Origin of the sequence: Parabacteroides sp. D25, assembly GCF_000307475.1 — a bacterium.
GTDB lineage: Bacteria > Bacteroidota > Bacteroidia > Bacteroidales > Tannerellaceae > Parabacteroides > Parabacteroides distasonis.
The window spans coordinates 88,192-110,607 of record NZ_JH976502.1 but is presented as its reverse complement, the minus strand read 5'-3'; the positions used below and the strand labels follow the sequence as shown (position 1 = coordinate 110,607).

Annotated in this window: 29 protein-coding genes; 8 read left to right on the top strand and 21 right to left on the bottom strand. The window is 44.0% G+C overall.

The features are described from left to right. Nucleotides 1–40 precede the first annotated feature (40 nt). Nucleotides 41–388, top strand: coding sequence for a 50S ribosomal protein L19 (rplS, locus tag HMPREF0999_RS07375; protein WP_005854040.1), 348 nt, complete (start codon nt 41–43; stop codon nt 386–388). Between the two features lie 385 nt (nt 389–773). Next, nucleotides 774–1,133 carry a DUF3791 domain-containing protein gene (locus HMPREF0999_RS21800; protein ID WP_310592744.1) on the top strand — a complete coding sequence of 120 codons (360 nt, stop codon included), beginning with the start codon at nt 774–776 and terminating at the stop codon, nt 1,131–1,133. Here the strand turns inward: HMPREF0999_RS21800 and HMPREF0999_RS07370 are convergent. Continuing rightward, nucleotides 1,040–3,109, bottom strand: a complete 2,070-nt coding sequence (locus tag HMPREF0999_RS07370) for an outer membrane beta-barrel protein (protein WP_009275571.1) — start codon at nt 3,107–3,109, stop codon at nt 1,040–1,042. The two genes, HMPREF0999_RS21800 and HMPREF0999_RS07370, sit on opposite strands and share 94 nt — an antisense overlap. Before the next feature lie 125 nt (nt 3,110–3,234). After that, entirely contained in the window at nt 3,235–4,920 is a 1,686-nt protein-coding gene (locus HMPREF0999_RS07365) for a helix-turn-helix transcriptional regulator (RefSeq protein WP_226769887.1), read from the bottom strand. A gap of 117 nt (nt 4,921–5,037) precedes the next feature. On the opposite strand from HMPREF0999_RS07365, the gene HMPREF0999_RS07360 reads away from it, so the two are divergent. From HMPREF0999_RS07360 to HMPREF0999_RS07350, 3 genes are all read left to right on the top strand, one after another. Continuing rightward, nucleotides 5,038–6,219, top strand: a complete 1,182-nt coding sequence (locus HMPREF0999_RS07360) for a sensor histidine kinase (protein WP_009275569.1) — start codon at nt 5,038–5,040, stop codon at nt 6,217–6,219. Continuing rightward, on the top strand, nt 6,216–6,977 hold the full coding sequence (locus HMPREF0999_RS07355) for a LytR/AlgR family response regulator transcription factor (protein WP_005854031.1): 762 nt from the start codon (nt 6,216–6,218) through the stop codon (nt 6,975–6,977). The genes HMPREF0999_RS07360 and HMPREF0999_RS07355 overlap by 4 nt, the downstream gene beginning before the upstream one ends. 123 nt (nt 6,978–7,100) lie before the next feature. Further along, complete coding sequence (locus HMPREF0999_RS07350) at nt 7,101–7,538, top strand: LytR/AlgR family response regulator transcription factor (protein WP_005854029.1); 438 nt, start codon at nt 7,101–7,103, stop codon at nt 7,536–7,538. 89 nt (nt 7,539–7,627) lie between these two features. Here HMPREF0999_RS07350 and HMPREF0999_RS07345 read toward each other — a convergent pair whose 3' ends face one another. Both HMPREF0999_RS07345 and HMPREF0999_RS07340 read right to left on the bottom strand, forming a co-directional pair. After that, the gene (locus tag HMPREF0999_RS07345) at nt 7,628–8,833 is read right to left on the bottom strand and encodes a hypothetical protein (RefSeq protein ID WP_009275568.1); all 1,206 of its coding nucleotides are present in this window, start codon (nt 8,831–8,833) and stop codon (nt 7,628–7,630) included. Beyond that, nucleotides 8,820–10,136, bottom strand: a complete 1,317-nt coding sequence (locus HMPREF0999_RS07340) for a DUF4270 family protein (RefSeq protein ID WP_009017973.1) — start codon at nt 10,134–10,136, stop codon at nt 8,820–8,822. The genes HMPREF0999_RS07345 and HMPREF0999_RS07340 overlap by 14 nt, the downstream gene beginning before the upstream one ends. A 271-nt stretch (nt 10,137–10,407) precedes the next feature. Between HMPREF0999_RS07340 and HMPREF0999_RS07335 the strand changes: the two genes are divergently transcribed. Together HMPREF0999_RS07335 and HMPREF0999_RS07330 are read left to right on the top strand one after the other, a co-directional pair. After that, a complete protein-coding gene (locus HMPREF0999_RS07335; protein WP_005854023.1) occupies nt 10,408–11,409 on the top strand; it encodes a Kelch repeat-containing protein in 1,002 nt (333 codons plus the stop codon). Beyond that, nucleotides 11,396–11,749 (top strand): DUF4907 domain-containing protein, encoded by a 354-nt coding sequence (locus HMPREF0999_RS07330; RefSeq protein WP_008779938.1) that lies wholly within the window; start codon nt 11,396–11,398, stop codon nt 11,747–11,749. Before HMPREF0999_RS07335 ends, HMPREF0999_RS07330 begins: the two co-directional genes overlap by 14 nt. A 132-nt stretch (nt 11,750–11,881) precedes the next feature. On the opposite strand, the gene eno is transcribed toward HMPREF0999_RS07330, so the two are convergent. Further along, nucleotides 11,882–13,165 carry a phosphopyruvate hydratase gene (gene eno / locus HMPREF0999_RS07325; RefSeq protein ID WP_009275567.1) on the bottom strand — a complete coding sequence of 428 codons (1,284 nt, stop codon included), beginning with the start codon at nt 13,163–13,165 and terminating at the stop codon, nt 11,882–11,884. 215 nt (nt 13,166–13,380) lie between these two features. Between eno and HMPREF0999_RS07320 the strand changes: the two genes are divergently transcribed. Further along, complete coding sequence (locus HMPREF0999_RS07320) at nt 13,381–13,863, top strand: hypothetical protein (RefSeq protein ID WP_009275566.1); 483 nt, start codon at nt 13,381–13,383, stop codon at nt 13,861–13,863. Between the two features lie 166 nt (nt 13,864–14,029). Here HMPREF0999_RS07320 and rplQ read toward each other — a convergent pair whose 3' ends face one another. The 16 genes from rplQ to rpsN all read right to left on the bottom strand — a co-directional run bounded on the left by rplQ (nt 14,030) and on the right by rpsN (nt 22,413). Continuing rightward, a complete protein-coding gene (rplQ, locus tag HMPREF0999_RS07315) occupies nt 14,030–14,515 on the bottom strand; it encodes a 50S ribosomal protein L17 (RefSeq protein ID WP_005854016.1) in 486 nt (161 codons plus the stop codon). A gap of 7 nt (nt 14,516–14,522) precedes the next feature. Further along, nucleotides 14,523–15,515, bottom strand: coding sequence for a DNA-directed RNA polymerase subunit alpha (locus tag HMPREF0999_RS07310; protein ID WP_005854014.1), 993 nt, complete (start codon nt 15,513–15,515; stop codon nt 14,523–14,525). 12 nt (nt 15,516–15,527) lie between these two features. Further along, nucleotides 15,528–16,133 (bottom strand): 30S ribosomal protein S4, encoded by a 606-nt coding sequence (rpsD, locus tag HMPREF0999_RS07305; protein ID WP_005854012.1) that lies wholly within the window; start codon nt 16,131–16,133, stop codon nt 15,528–15,530. 123 nt (nt 16,134–16,256) lie between these two features. Next, the gene (gene rpsK / locus HMPREF0999_RS07300; protein ID WP_005634781.1) at nt 16,257–16,646 is read right to left on the bottom strand and encodes a 30S ribosomal protein S11; all 390 of its coding nucleotides are present in this window, start codon (nt 16,644–16,646) and stop codon (nt 16,257–16,259) included. Nucleotides 16,647–16,657: 11 nt separating this feature from the next. After that, nucleotides 16,658–17,038 carry a 30S ribosomal protein S13 gene (gene rpsM / locus HMPREF0999_RS07295; protein WP_008779937.1) on the bottom strand — a complete coding sequence of 127 codons (381 nt, stop codon included), beginning with the start codon at nt 17,036–17,038 and terminating at the stop codon, nt 16,658–16,660. A 35-nt stretch (nt 17,039–17,073) separates the two neighbouring features. Beyond that, the gene (ykgO, locus tag HMPREF0999_RS21795; protein WP_005645768.1) at nt 17,074–17,190 is read right to left on the bottom strand and encodes a type B 50S ribosomal protein L36; all 117 of its coding nucleotides are present in this window, start codon (nt 17,188–17,190) and stop codon (nt 17,074–17,076) included. A 13-nt stretch (nt 17,191–17,203) separates the two neighbouring features. Continuing rightward, nucleotides 17,204–17,422 (bottom strand): translation initiation factor IF-1, encoded by a 219-nt coding sequence (gene infA, locus HMPREF0999_RS07290; protein WP_005854007.1) that lies wholly within the window; start codon nt 17,420–17,422, stop codon nt 17,204–17,206. 10 nt (nt 17,423–17,432) lie between these two features. Next, complete coding sequence (gene map / locus HMPREF0999_RS07285) at nt 17,433–18,218, bottom strand: type I methionyl aminopeptidase (protein WP_005867121.1); 786 nt, start codon at nt 18,216–18,218, stop codon at nt 17,433–17,435. Nucleotides 18,219–18,222: 4 nt separating this feature from the next. Then, the gene (gene secY, locus HMPREF0999_RS07280; protein WP_005854004.1) at nt 18,223–19,563 is read right to left on the bottom strand and encodes a preprotein translocase subunit SecY; all 1,341 of its coding nucleotides are present in this window, start codon (nt 19,561–19,563) and stop codon (nt 18,223–18,225) included. Between the two features lie 3 nt (nt 19,564–19,566). Beyond that, entirely contained in the window at nt 19,567–20,013 is a 447-nt protein-coding gene (gene rplO / locus HMPREF0999_RS07275; protein WP_005853999.1) for a 50S ribosomal protein L15, read from the bottom strand. A gap of 29 nt (nt 20,014–20,042) precedes the next feature. Further along, entirely contained in the window at nt 20,043–20,219 is a 177-nt protein-coding gene (gene rpmD, locus HMPREF0999_RS07270; RefSeq protein ID WP_005853996.1) for a 50S ribosomal protein L30, read from the bottom strand. Between the two features lie 18 nt (nt 20,220–20,237). Beyond that, nucleotides 20,238–20,756, bottom strand: a complete 519-nt coding sequence (gene rpsE, locus HMPREF0999_RS07265) for a 30S ribosomal protein S5 (RefSeq protein ID WP_008773758.1) — start codon at nt 20,754–20,756, stop codon at nt 20,238–20,240. Then, nucleotides 20,756–21,100: a 50S ribosomal protein L18 gene (gene rplR / locus HMPREF0999_RS07260; RefSeq protein ID WP_005853992.1), complete on the bottom strand. Its 345-nt coding sequence runs from the start codon at nt 21,098–21,100 to the stop codon at nt 20,756–20,758. The genes rpsE and rplR overlap by 1 nt, the downstream gene beginning before the upstream one ends. Before the next feature lie 21 nt (nt 21,101–21,121). Then, nucleotides 21,122–21,673 (bottom strand): 50S ribosomal protein L6, encoded by a 552-nt coding sequence (rplF, locus tag HMPREF0999_RS07255; protein WP_005853990.1) that lies wholly within the window; start codon nt 21,671–21,673, stop codon nt 21,122–21,124. Between the two features lie 16 nt (nt 21,674–21,689). Continuing rightward, entirely contained in the window at nt 21,690–22,085 is a 396-nt protein-coding gene (rpsH, locus tag HMPREF0999_RS07250; RefSeq protein WP_005634758.1) for a 30S ribosomal protein S8, read from the bottom strand. Between the two features lie 58 nt (nt 22,086–22,143). Then, the gene (rpsN, locus tag HMPREF0999_RS07245; RefSeq protein WP_005853988.1) at nt 22,144–22,413 is read right to left on the bottom strand and encodes a 30S ribosomal protein S14; all 270 of its coding nucleotides are present in this window, start codon (nt 22,411–22,413) and stop codon (nt 22,144–22,146) included. Between the last annotated feature and the right edge of the window lie 3 nt (nt 22,414–22,416).

The window sequence follows — 22,416 nt, the reverse complement described above, 5'->3', positions numbered from 1 at the left end:
TTGCGTTTCATTATAAATTACAATTAAAAAGCTATAAACAATGGATTTAATTAAGATTGCAGAAGAAGCGTTCGCTACGAAGAAGGAACTTCCTTCATTCAAGAGTGGTGATACGATCACGGTAGCTTACCGTATCAAAGAGGGTAACAAAGAGCGTATCCAGCAGTATCGCGGTGTTGTTATCCGTATCTCCGGTCACGGCGACAAAAAACGTTTCACAGTTCGTAAGATGTCTGAGAACGTAGGTGTAGAGAGAATTTTCCCGATCGAATCTCCGTTTATCGAAAGCATCACGGTTAACAAAGTCGGTAAAGTACGTCGTGCTAAATTGTACTACTTGCGTGCCCTTACCGGTAAGAAAGCAAGAATCAAAGAAAAGAGAGTGTAATCTCTCCGATTCTATTGCCATACGAAAAGCCATCCAGCGGAATGCCGGATGGCTTTTTGTTTATCGTTTCTTACAATGCCCATCGTAAGCATCTAACAATGCCCATTCAAAGGAGCTTACGATGGGCATTATAAGAACCTTAGAATGGGCATTGAAAGAAATCATATATCCAAGTCGCCCACGATTCATGAATAAATATCGCTGACAGATAATTTTGATATGCTCTAAAACAAGGGTTCATCAAAAGTCATTTTCACGAGATACCACTCCCTTCCCTATAAGAGATATACTTCAAGTTCCACAGGAGATATACTTCATCGGTAAAGTAAGTACTACCTCTACGGAATTCCCATTTATAGATAATTTCATCCACGGATTTTATCGCATGAGCCACTTTTTACGTACATTTGAAGCAAATTCACCTAAGCGACATGGAAAAATGGATAAACAAATCGAACTATCGCAAACAGAAATAGAGCTAGCGTTCGCTTCCTTTTGTATAGAAGGAACCGCACGCAAATTGGGGCAGCCTTATCAAGAGGTGTTCGCACGCATGAAACGGGTAGGAATGATAGAGAACTATATCCTACCCAATTATGATATATTGCATACTGAAAGCCGCGAACACGTAATCGACAATATAGATGTAACTTACTTCCGACTATTCAATATACCCGATTCATTATCTGAATTATATAACTTACGATCCACGGATTTGTATTTGCGACCGAAATCTAAGTGGTAAGAGAATCCAATCTCGAAGCCCGGATAAATATCACCAAAACGCTGATCGGTCACATAGGGAGCGATCGCTGAATGGTTCTTACTCCGGTAACGGGCGGATGAGGTAAATTGGGTAGAGAAAGAAGCGCTTAACTGGACCTTCCCGATCCTATAACCGATACCCAACCTATTAAAACGATCGGCCTCACGACTGGTCTCACCCGAAAAACTATAGCTTCTCTTATAAATCAACAGGTTAAAATTAAAGTTCTTCACATCGCTATTCAAAGAGATCACATAGAAGGGATCCGTGTATGTATGCGAATAGCTATTTCCATTCGATTGGAAATGGTTCAAGCCTCCGGAGATATTCATGCGCAGATAATCGCCGAAGGGTGAATAATTCAAATACAGTTCCGGCGTAAAACGATGGAAACTCCGTTGGTTATCGTAGGTACGGATAAAAAGTCCCCGGCTAGCGTCATACAGGGTCTCTTCCATGACTATGCGGGGCTGGTATTGGTAAGAGAAAGTAAAGCCGGCCTTGACCTTTGCCGTATTCACATGAAATTCCACGGCGTTGTTATGATATAAGAAAGGGGATAGACCCGGATTACCTCTACGAACCTGTAAGGAATCAATCCATTGCTCCACGTTACTCAACTCAGACAAGGATGGGTTTACATTGCGCAGGGTATACCGATAACGAGCGGATAATACCTCATTGATAGTATAAGTAAGTGTTACCTGCGGGCGGAAATACCACCGATTATAAGAGCCCGAGTTTTCTTGCGATAGATAATTACGGGAGGCGCCCAAACCTACGTTATAAACCAACTTCTTCCAAGTTCCTACGTATTGCGCATACATATACGATTCAGATTCCGTCATATGGGTCGTATAATCACCGGAACCGGAATATACGTTGTCCGTATAAGCCTGCGTATGTTTCAAACCGGCGGAAATACGACCGGTCTCTAGCTCTTTCTCGTAGATACCCTCTCCGATTACCGAATAGCGCTTTCCATCTACTTTCGTATAAATATCTGTCAAAGGAATACTTTCCAGTTCTTCCCGGTAGGTATGACGGCTATCGGTATTCGAATAAGTTCCCACGACATTGACAGCCAATGATTGTTTACGTGGTAATTTCCGGAAATAATACAAGTCGAGCGAGGGACGGGTATTCAAGGATTTATTATTATCGATAAGATCGGTCGTCATCTTGCTCTCGCTATTCCTTAAAAGGGCACTGCTATAGTTATGCGGATAGTCATAATAATAAAAATTCAGCTTAGCGTTCAAGAAATAATCATCATCCTTCGTGTAGTTATAATTCGCCGTCGTAGTCCAATACATCTCATAATCCCTCCCGGGGATTCCTTCCTGTGTTCGCTGGAAGGTACCATCTGGGGTATGAAAGATTTCCGTCCGGTCTTGCCATGCCTCTTTATACCGGTGTCCGTTCGCAAAGCTGGATAAAGAGAATTCCGAACGTCCTCGGTTATACTTACCATATATATAATCTGCCATCCAAAACGTGTTTAATTGATGGCTTAAATCCACGCCGAGATTTCCTCCGGAAGTCCGCTTGATCGTTATATAATCCAAGACGATATCGACTCCTTCCCCATATCGCAAGCCGGGATTATCGTGATATTCCACCCGTTTGATATCCTCCGGCGAGAGGGCTGCGACTTCCAAGGAAGAAGCCAACACGCCATTTATACGCAACTGAACGTTTCCATTCGCCATAGAGATACTTTTCGTATTCGGATCTACCCATAGACGAGGTAAAGACATCCGCCTTGTCAAATCCAAGCCATCCATCGAGCGCCGCACTTGGTCTTTAGAGGGGAATATAAGTTGACGGTCTTTCTTTCTTATAATCGAAGAGGCTTGAATGGTAACCTCATCCAAATCGATCGTTTTCTCCTCTTGCGCGTTTACCAAAAAGGCAACGCAAATCAATCCCACAAATAATACTTGTCTTCTCATAAAATTCAAATTTGATTCGAGACAAATGTAAGGAGGGAAACCGCTATAATCGATTTATACAGGCTAGAAACTAAAGTGCGAAGCCTTTTCAGCATACGCTGATTTACAGAGCATTGCCGAGCTACTTAGAGAGAAAAGTTTATATTGGCCGTTTGAGCGCTTATATAGCCGATAATATCCTCTTTCTCGTCCATACCCAGCTTATGGCGGATGTCCGTCTTGCGCTGATAGATCGTACGGACGCTTTGTTGGGTGACTACACTGATTTCCTTGGTAGAGAAGCCGGCGCATAGCAAGCAACAAAGCTGGATCTCTTTTTCCAGCAAACGCCCGTCAGACAATCGGACCAGATGCGTATGGAAATTATCATAGACCGCGTCGATAATCGGATACAGGTCATCCCATACCAAAAGCGTATCTACCGGGACATCCTCGTTCGTGATACGAGTCATTTGCTGGAGCAATTCCTTATTTTGTTGCGTGGGAGTAGTCGCCATCAAGCGGATAACACCCAATTGCTGCAACAAGACCTTACGGAAAAAGGCACTATCGGGTTTCTCCTCCGCTACGGATTGCTTGGACTCGTTCAAGAGCTGACGCAAGGCTTCCAAACGCTCCTCCATATCAATCAAACGATTCCTTCGGTTACGGATATATAAGGAAACTCCACCAGCTACCAATATGGAAAGCAAGGAAACGATCACCAAGATAGAGAACGTACGCTGCCGGCTCATCTCCAAGCGAAGATTTTCTCGGCGTAAACGATTTTGATCGACCAATCGTTCCCGCTCAGCCTTCTCCGTTTGGGATTTCACGGTATACAAAGAATCGCAATATTGCCCTAACCGGGAAATATCCACCGGTTTATTTTCCTTTACGCCCAATATAAATTGATAGGCATAATTCAGCGCATGCGAGGCTATATCATCACTGTGACTAAGTTCCAAGCCTAACGTATTCTTCTCGATATACTTCCGGGCAGAATCCAATTCCCCTAGATTGATCCAAGGCATAACATAGGATCCCGGGGTCTCTCGCTCCGGATATCGTTCTTCCAACAAACGTAAATAGCTGATAGAAGCCTTGGGATTAAAATCATACAAGAAATCCGCATAATTACGGGCAAAATGATGGGCATACCATTCGATATTCTTAGCCAAGGCCGAGTCCGCAGCCAAACGAAGATAATAATCCGCCGAGTCCCTCATTCGCAAGCGGCTATAACTCAACCCGGCCATATAATAGGCCATCTCCTTAAATCCAGCTTTTGGCGAGGCTTCCCATTCCTTCGAGTCTGCGATCGTTTCCCGATACAACCCCTCACCAAAGCTCAAGGAAGTCAATCGGTCATAAAAACGTACAAGGTAGGTCGAATCCGAACGGGAATAAGCGGAATCTATCGCCTCTCGGTACAAAGCACGTCTTTGTTCCAACCCCTTCCGGGAATCACCCATATAAATAGCCTTTACGAAATAAGCGGAAAGTAAAGGCTCCGAGGCATGCTCCTTATAATAATCCACGGAGTAGTCGATGAGCGAGTCGTTCACCAAGCTGCGCCCCTGCAAGAGATGAAGCCAAGCGAGCCTCCGTCCATACTCTGCCTTATCGCTATCCGAAAGAGCGGAAAGCGTTATTTGCTCCTCCAGCAGCCAAGCGGCACTATCTAAGTTATTCTCGTTTACCAACCGGTCCGCTTCCGCAAATTTCTCCCGTACGGATTTACCGCCACAGGAAAGCAACAGGCAGACACCGGCCAGAAATATGTAGACAAACCATTTCGTCATAGCAACAGAGATCCTAATTTCCAGCAAAGGTACATTATTTTCGGAAGCCCGGGCGATTCACCGATATTTTTATCCGTTTCGTCGATTCCTTTTCCCGCTCGGATAAGGAAGCCCTATCTTTGTAAGCAGACAAAGGGTTTATCTATGTTACAATTAAAAAGAAACGACTTATTGATCGGCTTCACGATATCCGTCTTGCTTAGTATTTTCGTGAACTTCGCCCTTCTGATGCGTAAATATGAGTTCGAGACCGGAAACCCGAACATGGGTATCCAGCCTCCGGATCGCACCATGTATTATTTGCTAATCTGGTTCTTCGTGTTCTCCTTCATCTTATTTATTGTCAACAGCTTGATGTATAAGTTCGGGGACAAGCTTTTCCGCAGGAAAGAGTATAAAAGGGTATTGGTGGTTTGCGTAACTTGTATCAGCATCGCCTACGGCATGTTTCATCTGTCGCCGGTTTTGTACACGGCCATTGTTGTAGAATGGCTGGGAGAAGACGGACCTCAGCCAGCTACCCGGGATATCATGATCCGCATCAACCGGGACAGGATGGCTACGCAAACCATCAGGCCTGCCGAGCATCGGGACATACCGGTACCGCCCAATCCTTTCACGGTCCCTAACTCTTTCATGACGGAGCATCTTTTCGTCTTCCTCACGGTCATGCTAAGCTCCATACTGATCCGGCTGCTGGGCAGCAAGCAGCAAATGAAACTGGAATATGAGCAATTGAAGACCGAGAAGTTACAGAATTCCTATAACGCCTTGATGGGACAAATCAACCCACATTTCTTTTTCAACTCCTTAAATGGATTGAACGCCTTGATACAGAGCGGAGAGAAACAACAGACGCTGGCTTATCTGGATGAGCTATCCAACGTCTTCCGGTATATCTTGCAAAGCAACAAGAAAGAGCTGGTTACGCTGGCGGAAGAACTTCAATTCGTAAAAGCGTACACCTATCTGCTGAGCGTGCGCTACGAGGGAAAGCTATTCTTCTCCATCCAAGCGGATACCCCTTACTTGCTTTGGTATCTGCCGATATTGAGCGTACTCCCCTTGATCGAGAACGCCGTAAAGCACAACGTTATCAGCAAGCAATACCCGCTACAGATCGATATCTATACCACCCATGAGGACAAACTAATCATATCCAATAAAATACATCCTAAGTCGGAAGATAGCAAAGGTAGCGGTATCGGATTGAAGAACCTATGGGGGCGCTACCGGATGCTTACCGGAAAGGACATCCAGATCTCCAACCGCAAGGAATATTTCAAGGTCACGCTTCCTTTACTTAATAAACCCATTCACTCATGAAAGCAGTTATTATAGAAGATGAGACTACCGCCGTTAATAGCCTAAAGGCGATTCTGGCGCAAAATACGGTTACTCAGATCGAAGTGATCGCCGAGTTGGAGAGTATCGAGGAGAGCGTGGATTTCTTCCGGACATCGCCTCATCCGGATATCATCTTCATGGATATCCATTTAGCGGACGGATCGGCGTTCAAGATATTCGAGCAGGTGGAGATAGATGCCCCAGTAGTCTTCACGACCGCCTACGATGAGTATGCGTTACAGGCTTTTCAAGTAAGCAGTATCGATTATCTACTGAAGCCTGTCACGCTGGCCTCGCTGGAAAGGGCCTTGAATAAATTACGGCTGTTCGATACCGAGGAAAGGCTGGCGCATATCCGGCAAACGAACCGTACGATCCAGAGTCGCCACACGATCAAGAGCCTGTTGATCATGCTGGCCGATAAATTCTATCCGTTGGCGGTTGAGGAGATCCTTTATTTCTATACGGCCAACGAGAAGGTTACCGCCTATACCTCCGACGGGAAGCAACATCCCGTAGACCGTACCCTCGACGCGTTGGGAGAGCAACTGGACGAGAGGCTTTTCTTCCGGGCCAACCGTCAATTCATCATTTCACGCAACGCCATCAAGGATATAGATCTTTGGTTCGGGAGCCGCCTGTCCGTCAACCTCACCTTGCCGGTTCCCGAACGTATCATCATCAGCAAGACCAAGACCCCGATCTTCAAGAAATGGATTCTGAGGGAAGAGGAATAATGTCTTTTCACCCCCTCCCGTAAGGCGATTCACCGACCCGATTATACCACTAATCGGCGCTTAACCTTTCTTTACCGAACTTTCCTGTTATTTCGCGGTACAACAAATAAAGGTAAAAACACTATGCTGAAATGTATCACTTTCGACGGAGACGCCTCGACCCTGAACACGCTCATGGGATATCTCGAGAAACTGGACAAGGCTTTGGCCGATGTCCACCAAGTGCTGAGCAAGGAGCAAACAGAACGCCCCATCTTCGTCCGGGAGGGCAGCAAGATCATTCGCCTTCGCCGGGAAGAGATCCTTTTCCTCGAGGGATACGGCGATTATGTAAAGGTACACCGTATCAATGGCAAGCCCCTGCTCACGCAAGTCAGCTTGAAGCGGTTCGAGGAGTTTCTGGACAGGAATCGTTTTTGCCGGGTACATCGTTCTTACATCGTATCCCTCTCCCACATTAATTATATCGAGCGCAAGCGGATACGTATCGGGGAGGAACTGATCCCTATCAGCGATTCGTACCTGCCCGCCTTGATGAATAATCTGGCTCTCCAAGAGTAACCAAGAGTTTCATGCGGAAGAAACTTTTGTTTCTCCGTGACAAAACTTTTGTTTCCTAGTGAAGAAACTTTAGTTTCATAGGCAGAAAACTAAAGCTTCACTTGGTAGAACTTCTCGCTTAATGTATAGGTCACCGTAAAGCCCATGATATCTCTTCGCAACGCATTCCCTTGCAATTGGAGACGATCGTAATAAAACGCCGTATTGATACGGCCATTCAGGACGGGTAATCCCAAGCCAACGCTTACCCGATACGCCCCGCCGGATTGTCCTTTCAACCGCAGGTAAGGCGTGGAAACAGAAACACCCGCTTTATAAGACATCCGTTTCCAATAACTGCTGGAGCTAAATCCATTCGGGAAATAGCATACGCCCAAGCGTAGCTCATGCGAATCCCGGAACTTTACCCGGCTATCGCTCGAGTTCAATACCCCGTATTGCCGGAATAGATAGTCCAACGCATACGTCCATTTTTTATGCGCCAATGAGCTACCGATGCCTATATATTGAGGTAGATATTGTGTCACCCTTTTCTGGTTATAGGGGGTTTCCGTGTTGCTTCCCGTCACCGTCACCGTATTTTTCAATGAGATCCGTTGCTTATAACCGTAAATGGCGCCGACCGTTAGAAAGGTTTCCCGGGCGATCGGACGATGATATTGTAAACCGAAATCGGCGTAAAAAGAGCGGCCGGACATCTCCCTTGACACTGTCATCGCACTTTGTATCTCATTCAGTGTCATATTTCCGAAGATAAAATTAAGATTCATACCGACTGATAGATGCTTGGTCAATAAAAATCCCTGGGAAAGGAAAGCCTTGGAAAGCCCGCCTGTCCCCGAAAACGTACTGGTTACAAAGGTTCCGGGAGATCCTTCCAACTCTTGCGAGGACTTAAAATAATACCCAACGAAACTATAAGGAGTTACCCCGACGGACATATACCACCGTCGCATGATACGCCCTCCCAATGAGAAAGCGGAGAAATTCCCGGTGAATGCGCTGCTAGAGCTCCCGTCTGAGCGGTATCGTTCATTCTTCACGAAGGCAGATGCCTCAGCGAACAACTTACAACTATCCAACGCTGTCAATCCGGCAGGATTCTCTATATTCATCAGCATCCCTTCCCGCATGCCGACAGTGACACCCGCCATCGAGGTATTTTGACCATATAAACCGGAAGCCATCTCACCCAGTCCAAACATCGAGTAAGGCGAGGAAGTCATCGTATTCTGCGCGGATGCGCTTGCCGCCATCAAGAGGCAAGGGTAAAGAAGGTATCTAGTAACTTTCATAGACCTTATAAATGAGTTGTAGGGTGACCGGGTTACGTCCTCCCTGATCGTTAAACGTCAAGTTCTTGAACGTGCCGGTGTAATCATCACTATTAAAAACCAACTGAAGATTATGCTTATACATGCCAAAGGCACCTAGCTCCTCTTGCATGAATTGAGTCACGTCGAAATAATAATAGGTGTTCTCGTTAAACGTATTGTCTTCCGATAGCGTACCTCGTTGAACCTCGGAACCGAGATAATCGGTCACGGCATCCGTCACCACATTATTCTCATCGGCGATATATAGGTAGAGGCTGTCCGGCAAGGTATTGTAATCCGAATAAGTGCCTTGCTCGGGATAAATCTTAAGTAAAGCGCTCTCAATCTCCACTTGCGTGCCTTGTTGCATCAGATTATTCAAATACGGGAATTCCAGACGGGTATACCAACCCAAGCCTCCGAATAATACGCCCCGGTTACCAAGCTCGGCCGAAGGTATCTCCACTCCTTTCATCGGATATCCTGCCATATCCGTTCCACTACGGTCATGGTCAATATGATTGAACTGGGTATCCGTATTCGGGAAGAACCATAATTCCTTCTCTGTGGAAAGCTCATCGGACAAATGATAATGCAGGACTAAAGCGGCGGAGGAATCGGCTACCGTGAAAGTCAGCAGAGACTCGCTTCCTGCCAAGTCCGGCACGATCGCCACCCCTTTGAAATAATCCTCAAAGCGCTCCTCGGACACCGCTTGATCCTGCGCATGAAAACGGGACAAGAGGTCTTGCCCTAGCGCATCGGGAAGACGGACTTCCAGTTTCTCCCCCCCCTTCGGCTTCGGTTTAAATGAGCAGACCGCCAAAGCCTCGGGAGCGTAAGAGACACTGCTATTATTATATAAATACCCGTTATCGTTTAAGACGATCTTCTCCGTTAGCTGATAAATCGAGAGGGTTTGTTGGAGGGTCGTGTCTCCTACAAAGCGACCGTCGAAAGCGAGAGACAGGACTAGCGAGTCCAGTACGACCGTCTCGTCCGGATCAGTCCCATAGCTAGGTCTTTCATAAGCGATAAAGCTATGCGACGAGACGACTCCCCATAATGAATGTTTGTACCGGCCTACCAAAGCGACGTTCTTACCAGATGTCTCCAACGAGTCGATCAATACCGAGGTCACTACGACCGTGCTGGTATCTATACGAACGTTACGGAAAGCGGAGTCCACCAGATCGCTGCCATACGTACCGTTCTCGTCATAACAGGAAAACAGTCCCAGACAGAGCATCAAGCCCCCCAAAGCAAAGAATGTTCTAACCATACTTCTTATTTAATAAGCGAATAATCTTTTATCAATCCGATGGCAAAGAACGTATTTAGTGCAAAACCCGGCAAGATAAACCCATGAACCCACCGGTTTCCTCTGTAAACGGCCCGATACTGAAGATGAAACCGATTTCAAAACCATTCGAGGCCCTAACCTATCAATCCGGCTTATTCACCGATAAAAACCGTATGTTTACCGATTTAATTTGTGGGTCTCGTAAAACCCTCGTTCTTTTGCTTCCATAAAAACAAAATACGTAGTTAGAATGATACACAAAAGGATTCTTGTATTCTTGATCGCTTTTCTTCCTGTCATCATCAGCGCTTGCAGTGATGACGATGACGATGATTTGATCGGTAAGTGGTACCGTGTCTCTGACATGGACGGATTGGCGCGAAATTACGCCTCCTCTTTCACGATCGGTAACAAAGGATATCTGATTTGCGGAAACGACGGAAAAAATCGTTTATCGGATTGTTGGGAATATGATATGGAACGAGATACTTGGACGCAAAAGGCGGACTTTCCCGGAACCGCCCGCAATTCGGCCGTAGCTATGGCGGTAGATGAAAAGGGATATCTGGGAACCGGATACGACGGTACCAATTACTTGAACGACTTCTGGGAATTTAACCCGACCACCAATACGTGGGCACAGAAAGCGGATTTCCCCGGCTCGGGCCGATATGGAGCCGTGGCCTTCGGGGTAAACGGTAAAGCGTATATCGGATGCGGATACGACGGGAATTACCTAAAAGACTTTTATGCCTTTAATCCGGTGGCAAATAGCTGGACGCAAACGATCAGTATCGGCGGGACAAAGCGTCAGGGCGCTACCAGCTTCGTGATAAATGGAATCGCTTATGTATGTTGCGGACAAAATAACGGCGAATATGTAGACGATTTCTGGAAATTCGATCCCAGCACGGAATCATGGACCCAACTTAGGGATATATCGGATTCCTCGGACGAGGATTATGACGATGATTATACGATCACACGTACGAACGGGGTTGCTTTCGTGATTGATGGAGCCGCTTATCTGACTTGCGGTGAGAGCGGAAGCCTACGTAGCGACACTTGGAAATATTATCCGGCCACCGATCTATGGGAAAACGTAGCTAAATTCAAGGGAACTGCCCGTACGGCGACAGCATCTTTCTCCTCTGGCGAGAAAGGATTCGTAGTATCCGGCAAAAGTGGTACCACTCAATTTGATGATATTTGGGAATTTCACCCGAATGAATATGACGATGATGAATACTAAGAAAGGACGGGCTTGGTTCGTACCGGGCCTAGTGGTACTGCCGGTATTACTGTTTTATTTATCTTTTTTCCGGGGTGAAGAAATGGGGTCTTCTCCCGGGCGGCAACTGGAGTTGCAAACATTTCAATCGGGGGATGGCTGGGGGTACCAGATTAGGATGAACGGAAAGGTGTTGATTTACCAACCCACCATTCCCTCTATTGATACGGTAATTGCGTTCCCGGATAAGGAAAGCGCAGAAAACATAGGCACACTCGTATTAAATAAATTGGCCGGGAACAGGAACTTCTCGGTCTCTAGAGAAGAGATACAACATTCACTCTCTTATTTAGGGCAATAGATTTATAATCATTAAATGTTTGGAGCAGGCTGGCTATTGATTAGTAGGTTTGCTTCGTTTTTTCCACTAAAAAGAAAAAGGGAGTCCACCTTGATAGGTGAACTCCCCCATTTCTCAAGCAAATAATGAAAATTACTTCTTATAAGTCTTATAACCATAAACAGCCAAGGAACCCAATTCCTCCTCGATACGAAGCAACTGGTTGTATTTCGCCATACGATCGGAACGGCTTAAGGAGCCGGTCTTGATTTGTCCGCTGTTGGTAGCTACGGCGATATCGGCGATCGTAGCATCCTCTGTCTCACCGGAACGGTGGGAAGTCACGGATGTATAGCCATTACGGTGGGCCATCTCGATAGCGTCTAATGTCTCGCTCAATGTACCGATCTGGTTTACCTTGATCAAGATGGAGTTCGCGCAACCCTTCTCGATACCTTTCTTCAAGAACTCTACGTTTGTAACGAATAGGTCATCACCTACCAACTGGCATTTTCCGCCTAGCGTGGAGGTTAGCATTTGCCAACCGGCCCAGTCATTCTCGTCCATACCATCCTCGATAGAATCAATCGGGTATTTGTTCACCAACTCACTCAGATAAGCGACTTGTTGCTGGGCGTTACGCTTAGCGCCTTTCTCACCCTCGAATTCCGTATAATCATAAACACCATCGTGATAAAACTCGGAAGCAGCGCAATCCATGGCTATCGTCACATCCTTGCCCGGCTCATATCCAGCGGCTTTGATAGCGGCCATAATAGAATTCAAGGCATCTTCCGTACCATCCAATGCCGGAGCGAAACCGCCCTCATCACCTACAGCCGTGCTCAAGCCACGATCGTGCAATACTTTCTTCAACGCATGGAAAACCTCTGCGCCCATACGAAGCCCCTCACGGAAACTCTTCGCACCTACCGGACGAATCATGAATTCCTGAAAAGCGATCGGAGCGTCGGAGTGAGAACCTCCATTGATAATGTTCATCATAGGAACCGGCAACACGTAGGTATTTGTTCCACCGATATAACGATATAAAGGCAGATCCAGATAATTAGCCGCTGCCTTCGCTACGGCAAGCGATACACCTAACATAGCGTTAGCTCCTAGATTTGATTTTGTCTTTGTACCATCCAAATCCAGCAACTTATGGTCTATCTCTCTTTGATTCAAGGCGCTCATTCCTAAAATGGCGGGAGCGATTACCTTATTTACATTATCCACGGCACGGAGAACGCCTTTGCCACCGTAGCGATTCTTATCGCCATCGCGTAACTCGATAGCCTCGTTCTCACCGGTAGAGGCGCCAGAAGGTACAGCCGCACGACCGAATGCGCCGGAAGCCAAATGTACGTCTACTTCTACTGTCGGGTTACCACGTGAATCAAGTATCTCTCTACCTACTACTTTTACAATTTCCATATTACTATATTTGTTTTATTAGTTGTTCAATGATGTCTTACTTTTCTTTTTCACAAATATAACAATAGCCAAGCAAGGAATGTTTGCGGAAGCCTATCGAGTTTTTCAATCTTTTAATAGATGATTTTTACTATTTGCCTAAACCTTTCAAAAAAAGCTTTTGTTGTTTATGAAAGAATATACTCATACTAAGATGAAAAAGGTACTTACCACTATTGACTCTTCTAGATTTATTCCTGCTGTTTGGCAAAGGGGAGTTCATTTATGCGGATACCGCATCTGTCCCTCCGGAATATAAAGCTTGCCTGTGCTCTTCTTGTGAAGATCATATTGATGATAATCACCATACCGGATACTCTTTTGATCAAGAGGATGGAGAAGTCATCGCAAAAGGGCTTTCCACTGAACCGGATAATTTCTTACCGCAACGTCTGAATTTGTACAACGCTTTCGAGACGAAAGATTATGATAATGGCATACAACAAACCTCTGGATTTTTCAACACGCCTAATGGAAAGTTCATTTGGCAAGATTATTTATACCAAGACCGCTTATTAAATGCGACTCAGCAATATGAACCATCTTTAGAGAATCTCTCAAAAGCAGTGAAACTAGCCGAATACTATTGTTATCTGGGCTATTTCTATTACCTCAAAAAGATCTGGACAATTCAAAAATATACTGGAATAAGGTCTTAGAGATCGATCCTTCTAATAAGGTAGCGCAGGAGGCTCTTCAAAGCATACAATAAAAACAATTATAAACTTCATATTTCTTTACACTGCTATATTTGCACTATACCTCAACAAAAAAAGCGATCCGTGTGTACGAATCGCTTTTCTTATATGATTATAAAAAACTTGCTTATTCAGCTGCTTTTTCCTCGCTAGCTGCTTCAGCTGTAGGAGCTTCTGCAACCGATGCTGTTGCTTTTTTACGAGAACGTCTTGTTTTAGGAGCTTTCTTAGCGGCTGTATCCTTCAACATATTTTCGTTATAGTCTACTAACTCAATAAAGCACATAGCTGCGTTGTCACCTAAACGGTTACCAGTCTTGATAATTCTGGTATAACCACCCGGACGATCACCGATCTTCTGAGCAATTTCCTTGAACAACTCTGTTACAGCAAATTTGTCTTGCAAATTGCTAAATACCACACGTCTAGAGTGAGTTGTATCCTCCTTAGACTTCGTGATAAGTGGTTCTACATACTTACGTAGCGCTTTTGCCTTTGCTGTCGTAGTAAAGATTCTCTTATGCTTGATCAAAGAACAAGCCATATTCGAAAGCATTGCGTCACGGTGAGTATTTGTACGACCTAAATGATTGAATTTCTTATTATGTCTCATCGTTTACTTACTCTTTATCTAATTTATATTTTGTGATATCCATACCGAATGAAAGGTTCAAGCTCTCAAGCAGTTCATCAAGTTCAGTGAGCGACTTTTTACCGAAGTTACGGAATTTCAACAAATCATTCTTATTGAACTTAACCAACTCACCTAGTGTTTCAACATCTGCGGCCTTTAAGCAATTCAATGCACGAACGGAAAGGTCCATATCAGCCAGCTTGCTCTTAAGCAACTGACGCATATGAAGTACTTCTTCATCGAACTCTTCATTGCCTTCAGTATCCGCTGTCTCGATCGCAATCTTTTCATCTGAGAACAACATGAAATGATGAATCAGAATCTTCGCTGCTTCCTTCAACGCTTCCTTCGGATGAATAGAACCATCTGTGGCTATTTCAAGAACCAACTTCTCGTAGTCCGTCTTCTGTTCAACACGGAAGTTCTCGATTGAATATTTTACGTTACGTATCGGAGTGAAGATAGAGTCGATAGCGATCACATGTATATCTGCGTTCGGGTCTCTGTTCTCATCTGCGGGTACATAACCGCGACCTTTATTAATAGTCAATTCAATCTGGAAACTTGCGGTCGGATCCAAGCGGCAAATAACCAAATCAGGATTCAATATCTCGAATCCAGTCAGTTGCTTACCAATATCACCGGCTTTGAACACTTCCGAACCCGAAACAGTAATACTCACTTTTTCATTCTCGATGTCGTCTACGATATGCTTGAAACGAACTTGCTTCAGATTCAAGATAATGTTTGTCACATCCTCGATAACACCCGGGATTGTACCAAATTCATGGTCAACCCCGTCGATCTTAATGGATGTAATAGCAAAACCTTCAAGTGACGACAGGAGAATACGACGTAAAGCATTACCTATTGTAATACCATAGCCGGGTTCCAACGGACGAAATTCAAACTTTCCGAAGAAATTGTCCGCTTCCAACATTAATACTTTATCGGGTTTTTGAAATGCTAATATCGCCATGGAAATCAATTATTATTTAGAATACAATTCTACGATCAACTGCTCTTTAATGTTTTCAGGAATGTCAGCTCTTTCCGGCAGATGCAGTAATTTTCCGCTCATTGAGGACTGATCCCACTCAATCCAAGGATATTTGCTGTGATTGAAACCTGACAATGCGTCGGCAATAACCTCCATGGATTTAGATTTTTCTCTAACACCAATAACCTGACCGGGTTTTACAGAGTAAGAAGGAATGTTTACAACACTTCCGTCTACTGTAATGTGACGATGAGAAACCAACTGACGAGCTGCGGCTCTTGTCGGGGCTATACCCAAACGATAAACCACATTGTCAAGACGGCCTTCTAACAATTGAAGAAGCACCTCACCGGTAATACCTTTAGAGCGTGAAGCTTTTTCGAATAAGTTTCTAAATTGCTTCTCCAATACGCCATAAGTGTATTTTGCTTTTTGCTTCTCACGAAGCTGGATACCGTATTCAGAAGTCTTTCTTTTTCTGGAGTTACCATGTTGTCCAGGAGGATAGTTCTTCTTAGAAAGAACTTTATCCGCACCGAATATTGCCTCACCAAACTTACGGGCAATTCTTGTTCTTGGTCCAGTATATCTTGCCATTTTTTTATTTTTTTAAATGTTCTGTTTGAATCTGGAACCGTGCAGCCGCGATTACAGAGAGGATAAGGTCAATATGCAATCTATTCACAATTCCGGATTCAATGTTTAAGAAACTATAATTAATTATACTCTTCTCTTTTTCGGAGGACGACACCCGTTATGAGGAAGCGGTGTAACATCAACGATTTCTGTTACCTCGATACCTGCGCCATGGATCGTTCTGATAGCGGACTCACGACCGTTACCCGGACCCTTAACGAATACTTTCACCTTTCTTAAACCAAGATCATAAGCTACTTTAGCGCAATCCTGTGCTGCCATCTGAGCTGCATAAGGAGTATTCTTCTTAGAGCTTCTGAATCCCATCTTACCAGCGGAAGACCAGCTGATTACTTGTCCTTCGCTATTCGCTAAAGACACAATAATGTTGTTAAAAGAAGAATGAATATGAGCTTGACCGTAAGCGTCAACTTTTACGTTTCTCTTCTTTGCTGCGACTGTTTTCTTTGCCATATTAACTCTTATTATTTAGTAGCTTTTTTCTTATTTGCAACAGTTTTCTTCTTACCCTTACGAGTACGAGCGTTGTTCTTTGTGCTTTGGCCTCTCAAAGGCAGACCAACACGGTGACGAACACCTCTGTAGCAACCAATATCCATCAGACGCTTGATGTTCAACTGAACTTCTGAACGAAGGTCACCTTCAACCTTGTACTCAGCGCCAATGACTTCACGAACTTTTGCGGCTTGATCGTCTGTCCAATCCTTAACTTTGATATCACGATCAACCCCAGCCTTATCTAATACGGATTTTGCAGCGCTACGACCAATACCATAGATATAAGTCAAAGCGATTTCTCCTCTTTTATTTTGTGGCAAGTCTACACCAACTATTCTTATAGCCATATTACTTACTTAGATTATTTTGCAAAAATAATAAATTATCCTTGACGTTGTTTATACTTAGGATTTTTCTTGTTAATTACGTATAAGCGACCCTTTCTTCTTACTATCTTGCACTCAGGTGTACGCTTCTTTAAAGATGCTCTTACTTTCATATCGTGTTTAATTTTATTTGTATCTAAAAGCAATTCTACCTTTCGATAGATCATACGGAGACATTTCTACTCTTACCTTATCCCCCGGAAGGATCTTAATGTAATGCATACGCATCTTTCCTGAGATATGAGCGGTAATTTCATGTCCGTTCTCCAATTCTACACGAAACATCGCGTTTGACAATGCTTCTACAATTACTCCATCTTTCTCTATTGCTGATTGTTTAGCCATATAAATCCAATTAAATTGCGTTTTCTCCTAGAACTTCCTCTAAAAACTTAAATGAAGATAAGATCTGGGGACCATCCGGACGTATAGCGATACAATGCTCGAAATGAGCAGAAGGCTTTCTGTCCTTTGTGCGAACCGTCCATCCGTCTTTCTCAAATGCAACGTTCTTGCTTCCCATGTTGATCATCGGCTCGATGCAGATACACATTCCGTTACGCAATAACGGTCCGCATCCACGTCTGCCATAATTAGGCACTTCCGGTTCCTCATGCATTTTCCGACCTATACCATGTCCCACCAGCTCTCTTACGACAGAGTAACCTTGAGACTCGCAATAAGTCTGAATCGCATTACTGATATCACCCAAACGGTGACCTTCAACAGCACATTGGATACCTAAATAAAGTGAATCCTTCGTCGCTTTCAACAATTTCTTCACTTCCGGCGCAACCTCACCTACACAGAAAGTGTAAGCGGAGTCACCGACAAAACCATTCAATATCGTCCCACAATCCACAGAGATCACGTCACCCTCTTTCAAGATCATCTTAGAAGAAGGAATACCATGCACCACCTGATCATTCACTGAGGCACATATTGAATTAGGGAAACCACCATATCCCAAAAAAGCCGGAACAGCACCATTATCTCTAATGAACTCTTCCGCAATCTTATCAAGTTGAAGTGTGGAGACTCCGGGGACAATATGCTTAGCTACCTCGCCAAGTGTCTTACCTACCAGTTGATTAGCCTCACGCATCAACTCAATCTCTTCATCTGTCTTTAAATAGATCATTCTATTAATAAGCGGCAACAGAGCCTGTACGGCCTTTAATTCTTCCTGACTTCAACAAACCGTCATAATGACGCATTAGCAAATGACTTTCAACTTGCTGCAATGTATCCAACACCACACCAACCAAAATCAACAAAGATGTACCACCAAAGAATTGGGAGAACTCCATACTTACACCGGCAATTCTAGCGAAAGCGGGCATGATAGCAACCAACGCAAGGAAAAAAGCACCCGGCAAAGTAATACGGTCCATAATGGTATCCAGATAGTCTTTGGTATTCTTACCCGGTTTCACACCCGGAATAAAACCATTGTTTCTCTTCAAATCATCTGACATCTGGGTCGGATTGATCGTAATAGCCGTATAGAAATACGTAAACAGGATAATCAACACCGCAAACACGAAGTTGTACCAAAATCCCGTATTATCCATGAAAGCAGCCCAAAAACCGCTCTGCTCTCCCGTACTAGAGAAACCTACAATTGAGATAGGAATAAACATGATCGCCTGAGCGAAGATGATAGGCATTACGTTAGCGGCATTCACCTTCAGAGGGATATACTGACGCGCGCCACCATATTGTTTATTACCGATAATTCTTTTCGCATATTGCACGGGGACCTTACGAGTACCTTGTACCAATAAGATCGCACCAGCGATAACAAGCAAAAGGAACAACATCTCAAATAAGAACATAACCAGACCACCGGTTTTCTCACTTGTTCTAGAAACGAATTCTTGGAACAAAGAGTGCGGCAGACGGGCTATAATACCAACTAAAATGATAAATGAAATACCATTTCCAACACCTTTATCTGTAATTCTTTCACCTAGCCATAAGATAAACATACTTCCCGCAGCCAAGATGATCGTAGATGAGATCGTGAACCAAATACCACCCGGTAAAGCAGCGCCGGCAGCCTTAAGCTGAACGCTTAAATTCACCAAGTAAGTAGGACCTTGGAATAACAAGATCGCTATCGTCAAGTAACGAGTCCACTGATTGATTTTTCTACGGCCACTCTCACCCTCTCTCTGCAATTTTTGGAAAGAAGGAACTGCGATGGCTAACAACTGCATAACAATTGAAGCGGAGATATATGGCATGATTCCCAACGCAAAAATAGATGCGTTAGAAAAGGCTCCACCTGAGAACATATCCAACAGTGCAAGCAATCCGCCTCTTGTCTGCTCCTGTAAAGCGGTTAACGCTTTGGGATCGATACCCGGAAGCACTACATACGTACCAAAACGGTATATAGCCACCAATAAAAGAGTGGTGAGGATCCGATTTCTCAGATCCTCAATCTTCCAGATATTCTTGATTGTTTCAACAGCTCTCATGACTTAGAGTTTAACGACTGTTCCACCTGCGGCTTGGATAGCTGCCTCTGCGCTCTTAGAGAAAGCGTGAGCCTCAACCTCTAACTTAGCGGTCAAGCTACCGTTACCAAGAATTTTAACCACTTGAGAAGAAGAGATGAAACCAGCCTCCATCAATTCATTAATACCAATCTTAGTCAATTGCTTAGCCTCTGCCATTTGTTGCAAAGTATCGATATTAATAGCTTTATATTCTACACGGTTAATATTCTTGAAACCGAATTTAGGCAAACGTCTTTGAATAGGCATCTGACCACCTTCGAAACCAATCTTGTTCTTGTAGCCAGATCTAGACTTGGCACCTTTATGACCTCTTGTTGAAGTTCCGCCTAATCCTGAACCCGGACCACGTCCGATTCTTTTTCTGGTCTTGGTAGATCCTTCAGCCGGTTTTAAATTTGATAAATTCATATCGTATAATTTATTTTTTCAACCAATTATTACTTTTCTACAGAAACCAAATGTTTCACTTTCTCAACCATACCTAAGATCGCCGGATTAGCTTCATGCTCTACAATCTGGTTCATCTTTCTCAGCCCTAGTGCGTCAAGCGTTCTCTTTTGGTCTTTCGGGCATTTAATTCTACTTTTAACTTGCTTTACTTTAATAGTCGCCATAAACTTATCCCCCCCTAATTAACCTCTAAATACTTTTTCAACAGCAACACCTCTGTTCTGAGCAACATCGAACGGGCTTCTCAACTCACCTAGCGCAGCGATAGTAGCTTTCACCAAGTTATGAGGGTTGGAAGAACCTTTAGATTTTGCCAAAACGTCTGTAATACCTACGCTCTCCAATACGGCACGCATAGCACCACCAGCCTTAACACCGGTACCGTGAGATGCCGGTCTAATCAGCACTTGAGCACCACCGAATTTAGCTAATTGTTCGTGAGGGATCGTACCTTTGTGTACCGGAACCTTGATCAAGTTCTTCTTAGCAGCTTCTACACCTTTAGCGATAGCTGTCGTTACCTCACCGGCTTTACCTAATCCCCAGCCAACGATACCATCCTCGTTTCCTACTACAACGATAGCAGCAAAACTGAATGTACGTCCACCTTTTGTAACCTTAGTTACACGGTTGATTGCAACCAGTCTGTCCTTCAACTCTAAGTCGTTGGTCGATTTAACTCTATTATTTGCCATCTTCATTAAAATTTAAGGCCGCCGTTACGTGCAGCATCTGCTAATTCTTTAATTCTCCCGTGATACAGGTAACCATTACGGTCGAAAACCACTGTCTGAACGCCAGCTTCCTGAGCGCCTTTAGCGATTAATTCACCAACCTTAGCAGCGATCTCCTTTTTCGGAGCCTTAACATCTAATTTCAAAGATGAAGCAGCGGCTAAAGTCTTGCCTGTAGTATCATCTATCACCTGTGCGTAGATTTGCTTGTTGCTTCTAAACACAGTCAGGCGCGGACGCTCAGTAGTTCCTGAGATTTTGCCGCGTACGCCTGCTTTTATTTTTAATCTTCTTTCTAGCTTCGTTGTCATGATAATTTCAGTTTACGTAGATTACTTACCTGCTGACTTACCAGACTTTCTGCGAATCTCTTCACCCACGAACTTAATACCCTTACCTTTATACGGTTCAGGCATTCTGAATGAACGGATCTTCGCACAAATCTGACCTAATAATTGTTTGTCAGCCGATTCAAGGATAATAAGAGGGTTCTTATTTCTCTCAGACTTCGTCTCAACTTTCACTTCCTTCGGCAACTGCAAATAGATATTGTGAGTATAACCTAAAGAAAGATCCAATAACTGACCTGTATTTGAAACACGGTAACCAACACCTACTAACTCAAGCTCCTTCTTATATCCCTCTGAGCAGCCAACAACCATGTTGTTGATCAAAGAACGATACAAACCGTGTAACGCACGATGATTCTTATCATCAGTAGGTCTTGTTAAATGGATAACTCCGTCTTCCAAAGTAACGTTAATATCAGGATTCACTTCCTGTACAAGTTCACCTTTAGGGCCTTTAACTGTTACTACATTATCCTTAATTGTAACTGTAACACCAGCCGGTACATGAATTGGTAATTTTCCTATTCTTGACATTCTTCTTCCCTCCTAATTAATAAACGTAACATAATACCTCGCCACCGATCTTCAGATCGCGGGCCTCTTTGTCAGTCATCACACCTTTAGAAGTAGAAAGAACAGCAATACCTAAACCATTCAATACTCTCGGCATTTCTTTGTAACCAGTGTACTTACGCAAACCGGGCGTAGAAACTCTCTCAAGTTTCTTAATCGCATTAACTTTGTTTACTAGGTCATACTTCAAGGCGATCTTGATCGTACCTTGAGGACCATCCTCTACAAACTTAAAATTAAGAATGTAGCCCTTGTCGAAAAGGATCTTAGTGATCTCTTTCTTTAAATTTGACGCCGGCACCTCAACAACTCTGTGCTTCGCTTTGATTGCGTTACGCAATCTTGTCAAATAATCTGCAATAGGATCTGTCATATAAATAATTAATTAAATTGATCCGGCCACCCGGACAATATTTAAACTAAAAAAACTCTTACCAACTTGCTTTCTTTACACCCGGGATTAAACCATTAGATGCCATTTCACGCAATTGGATACGAGAAATACCGAACTGGCGTACATACCCTTTCGGACGTCCTGTAATCTTGCAACGGTTGTGCAAACGTACAGGAGAAGCATTTTTAGGTAAAGCCTGCAAAGCCTCATAGTTACCTTCTGCCTTAAGCTGAGCTCTTTTAGCGGCATACTTAGCAACAAGCTTTGCTCTTTTAACCTCACGGGCCTTCATTGATTCCTTAGCCATAAC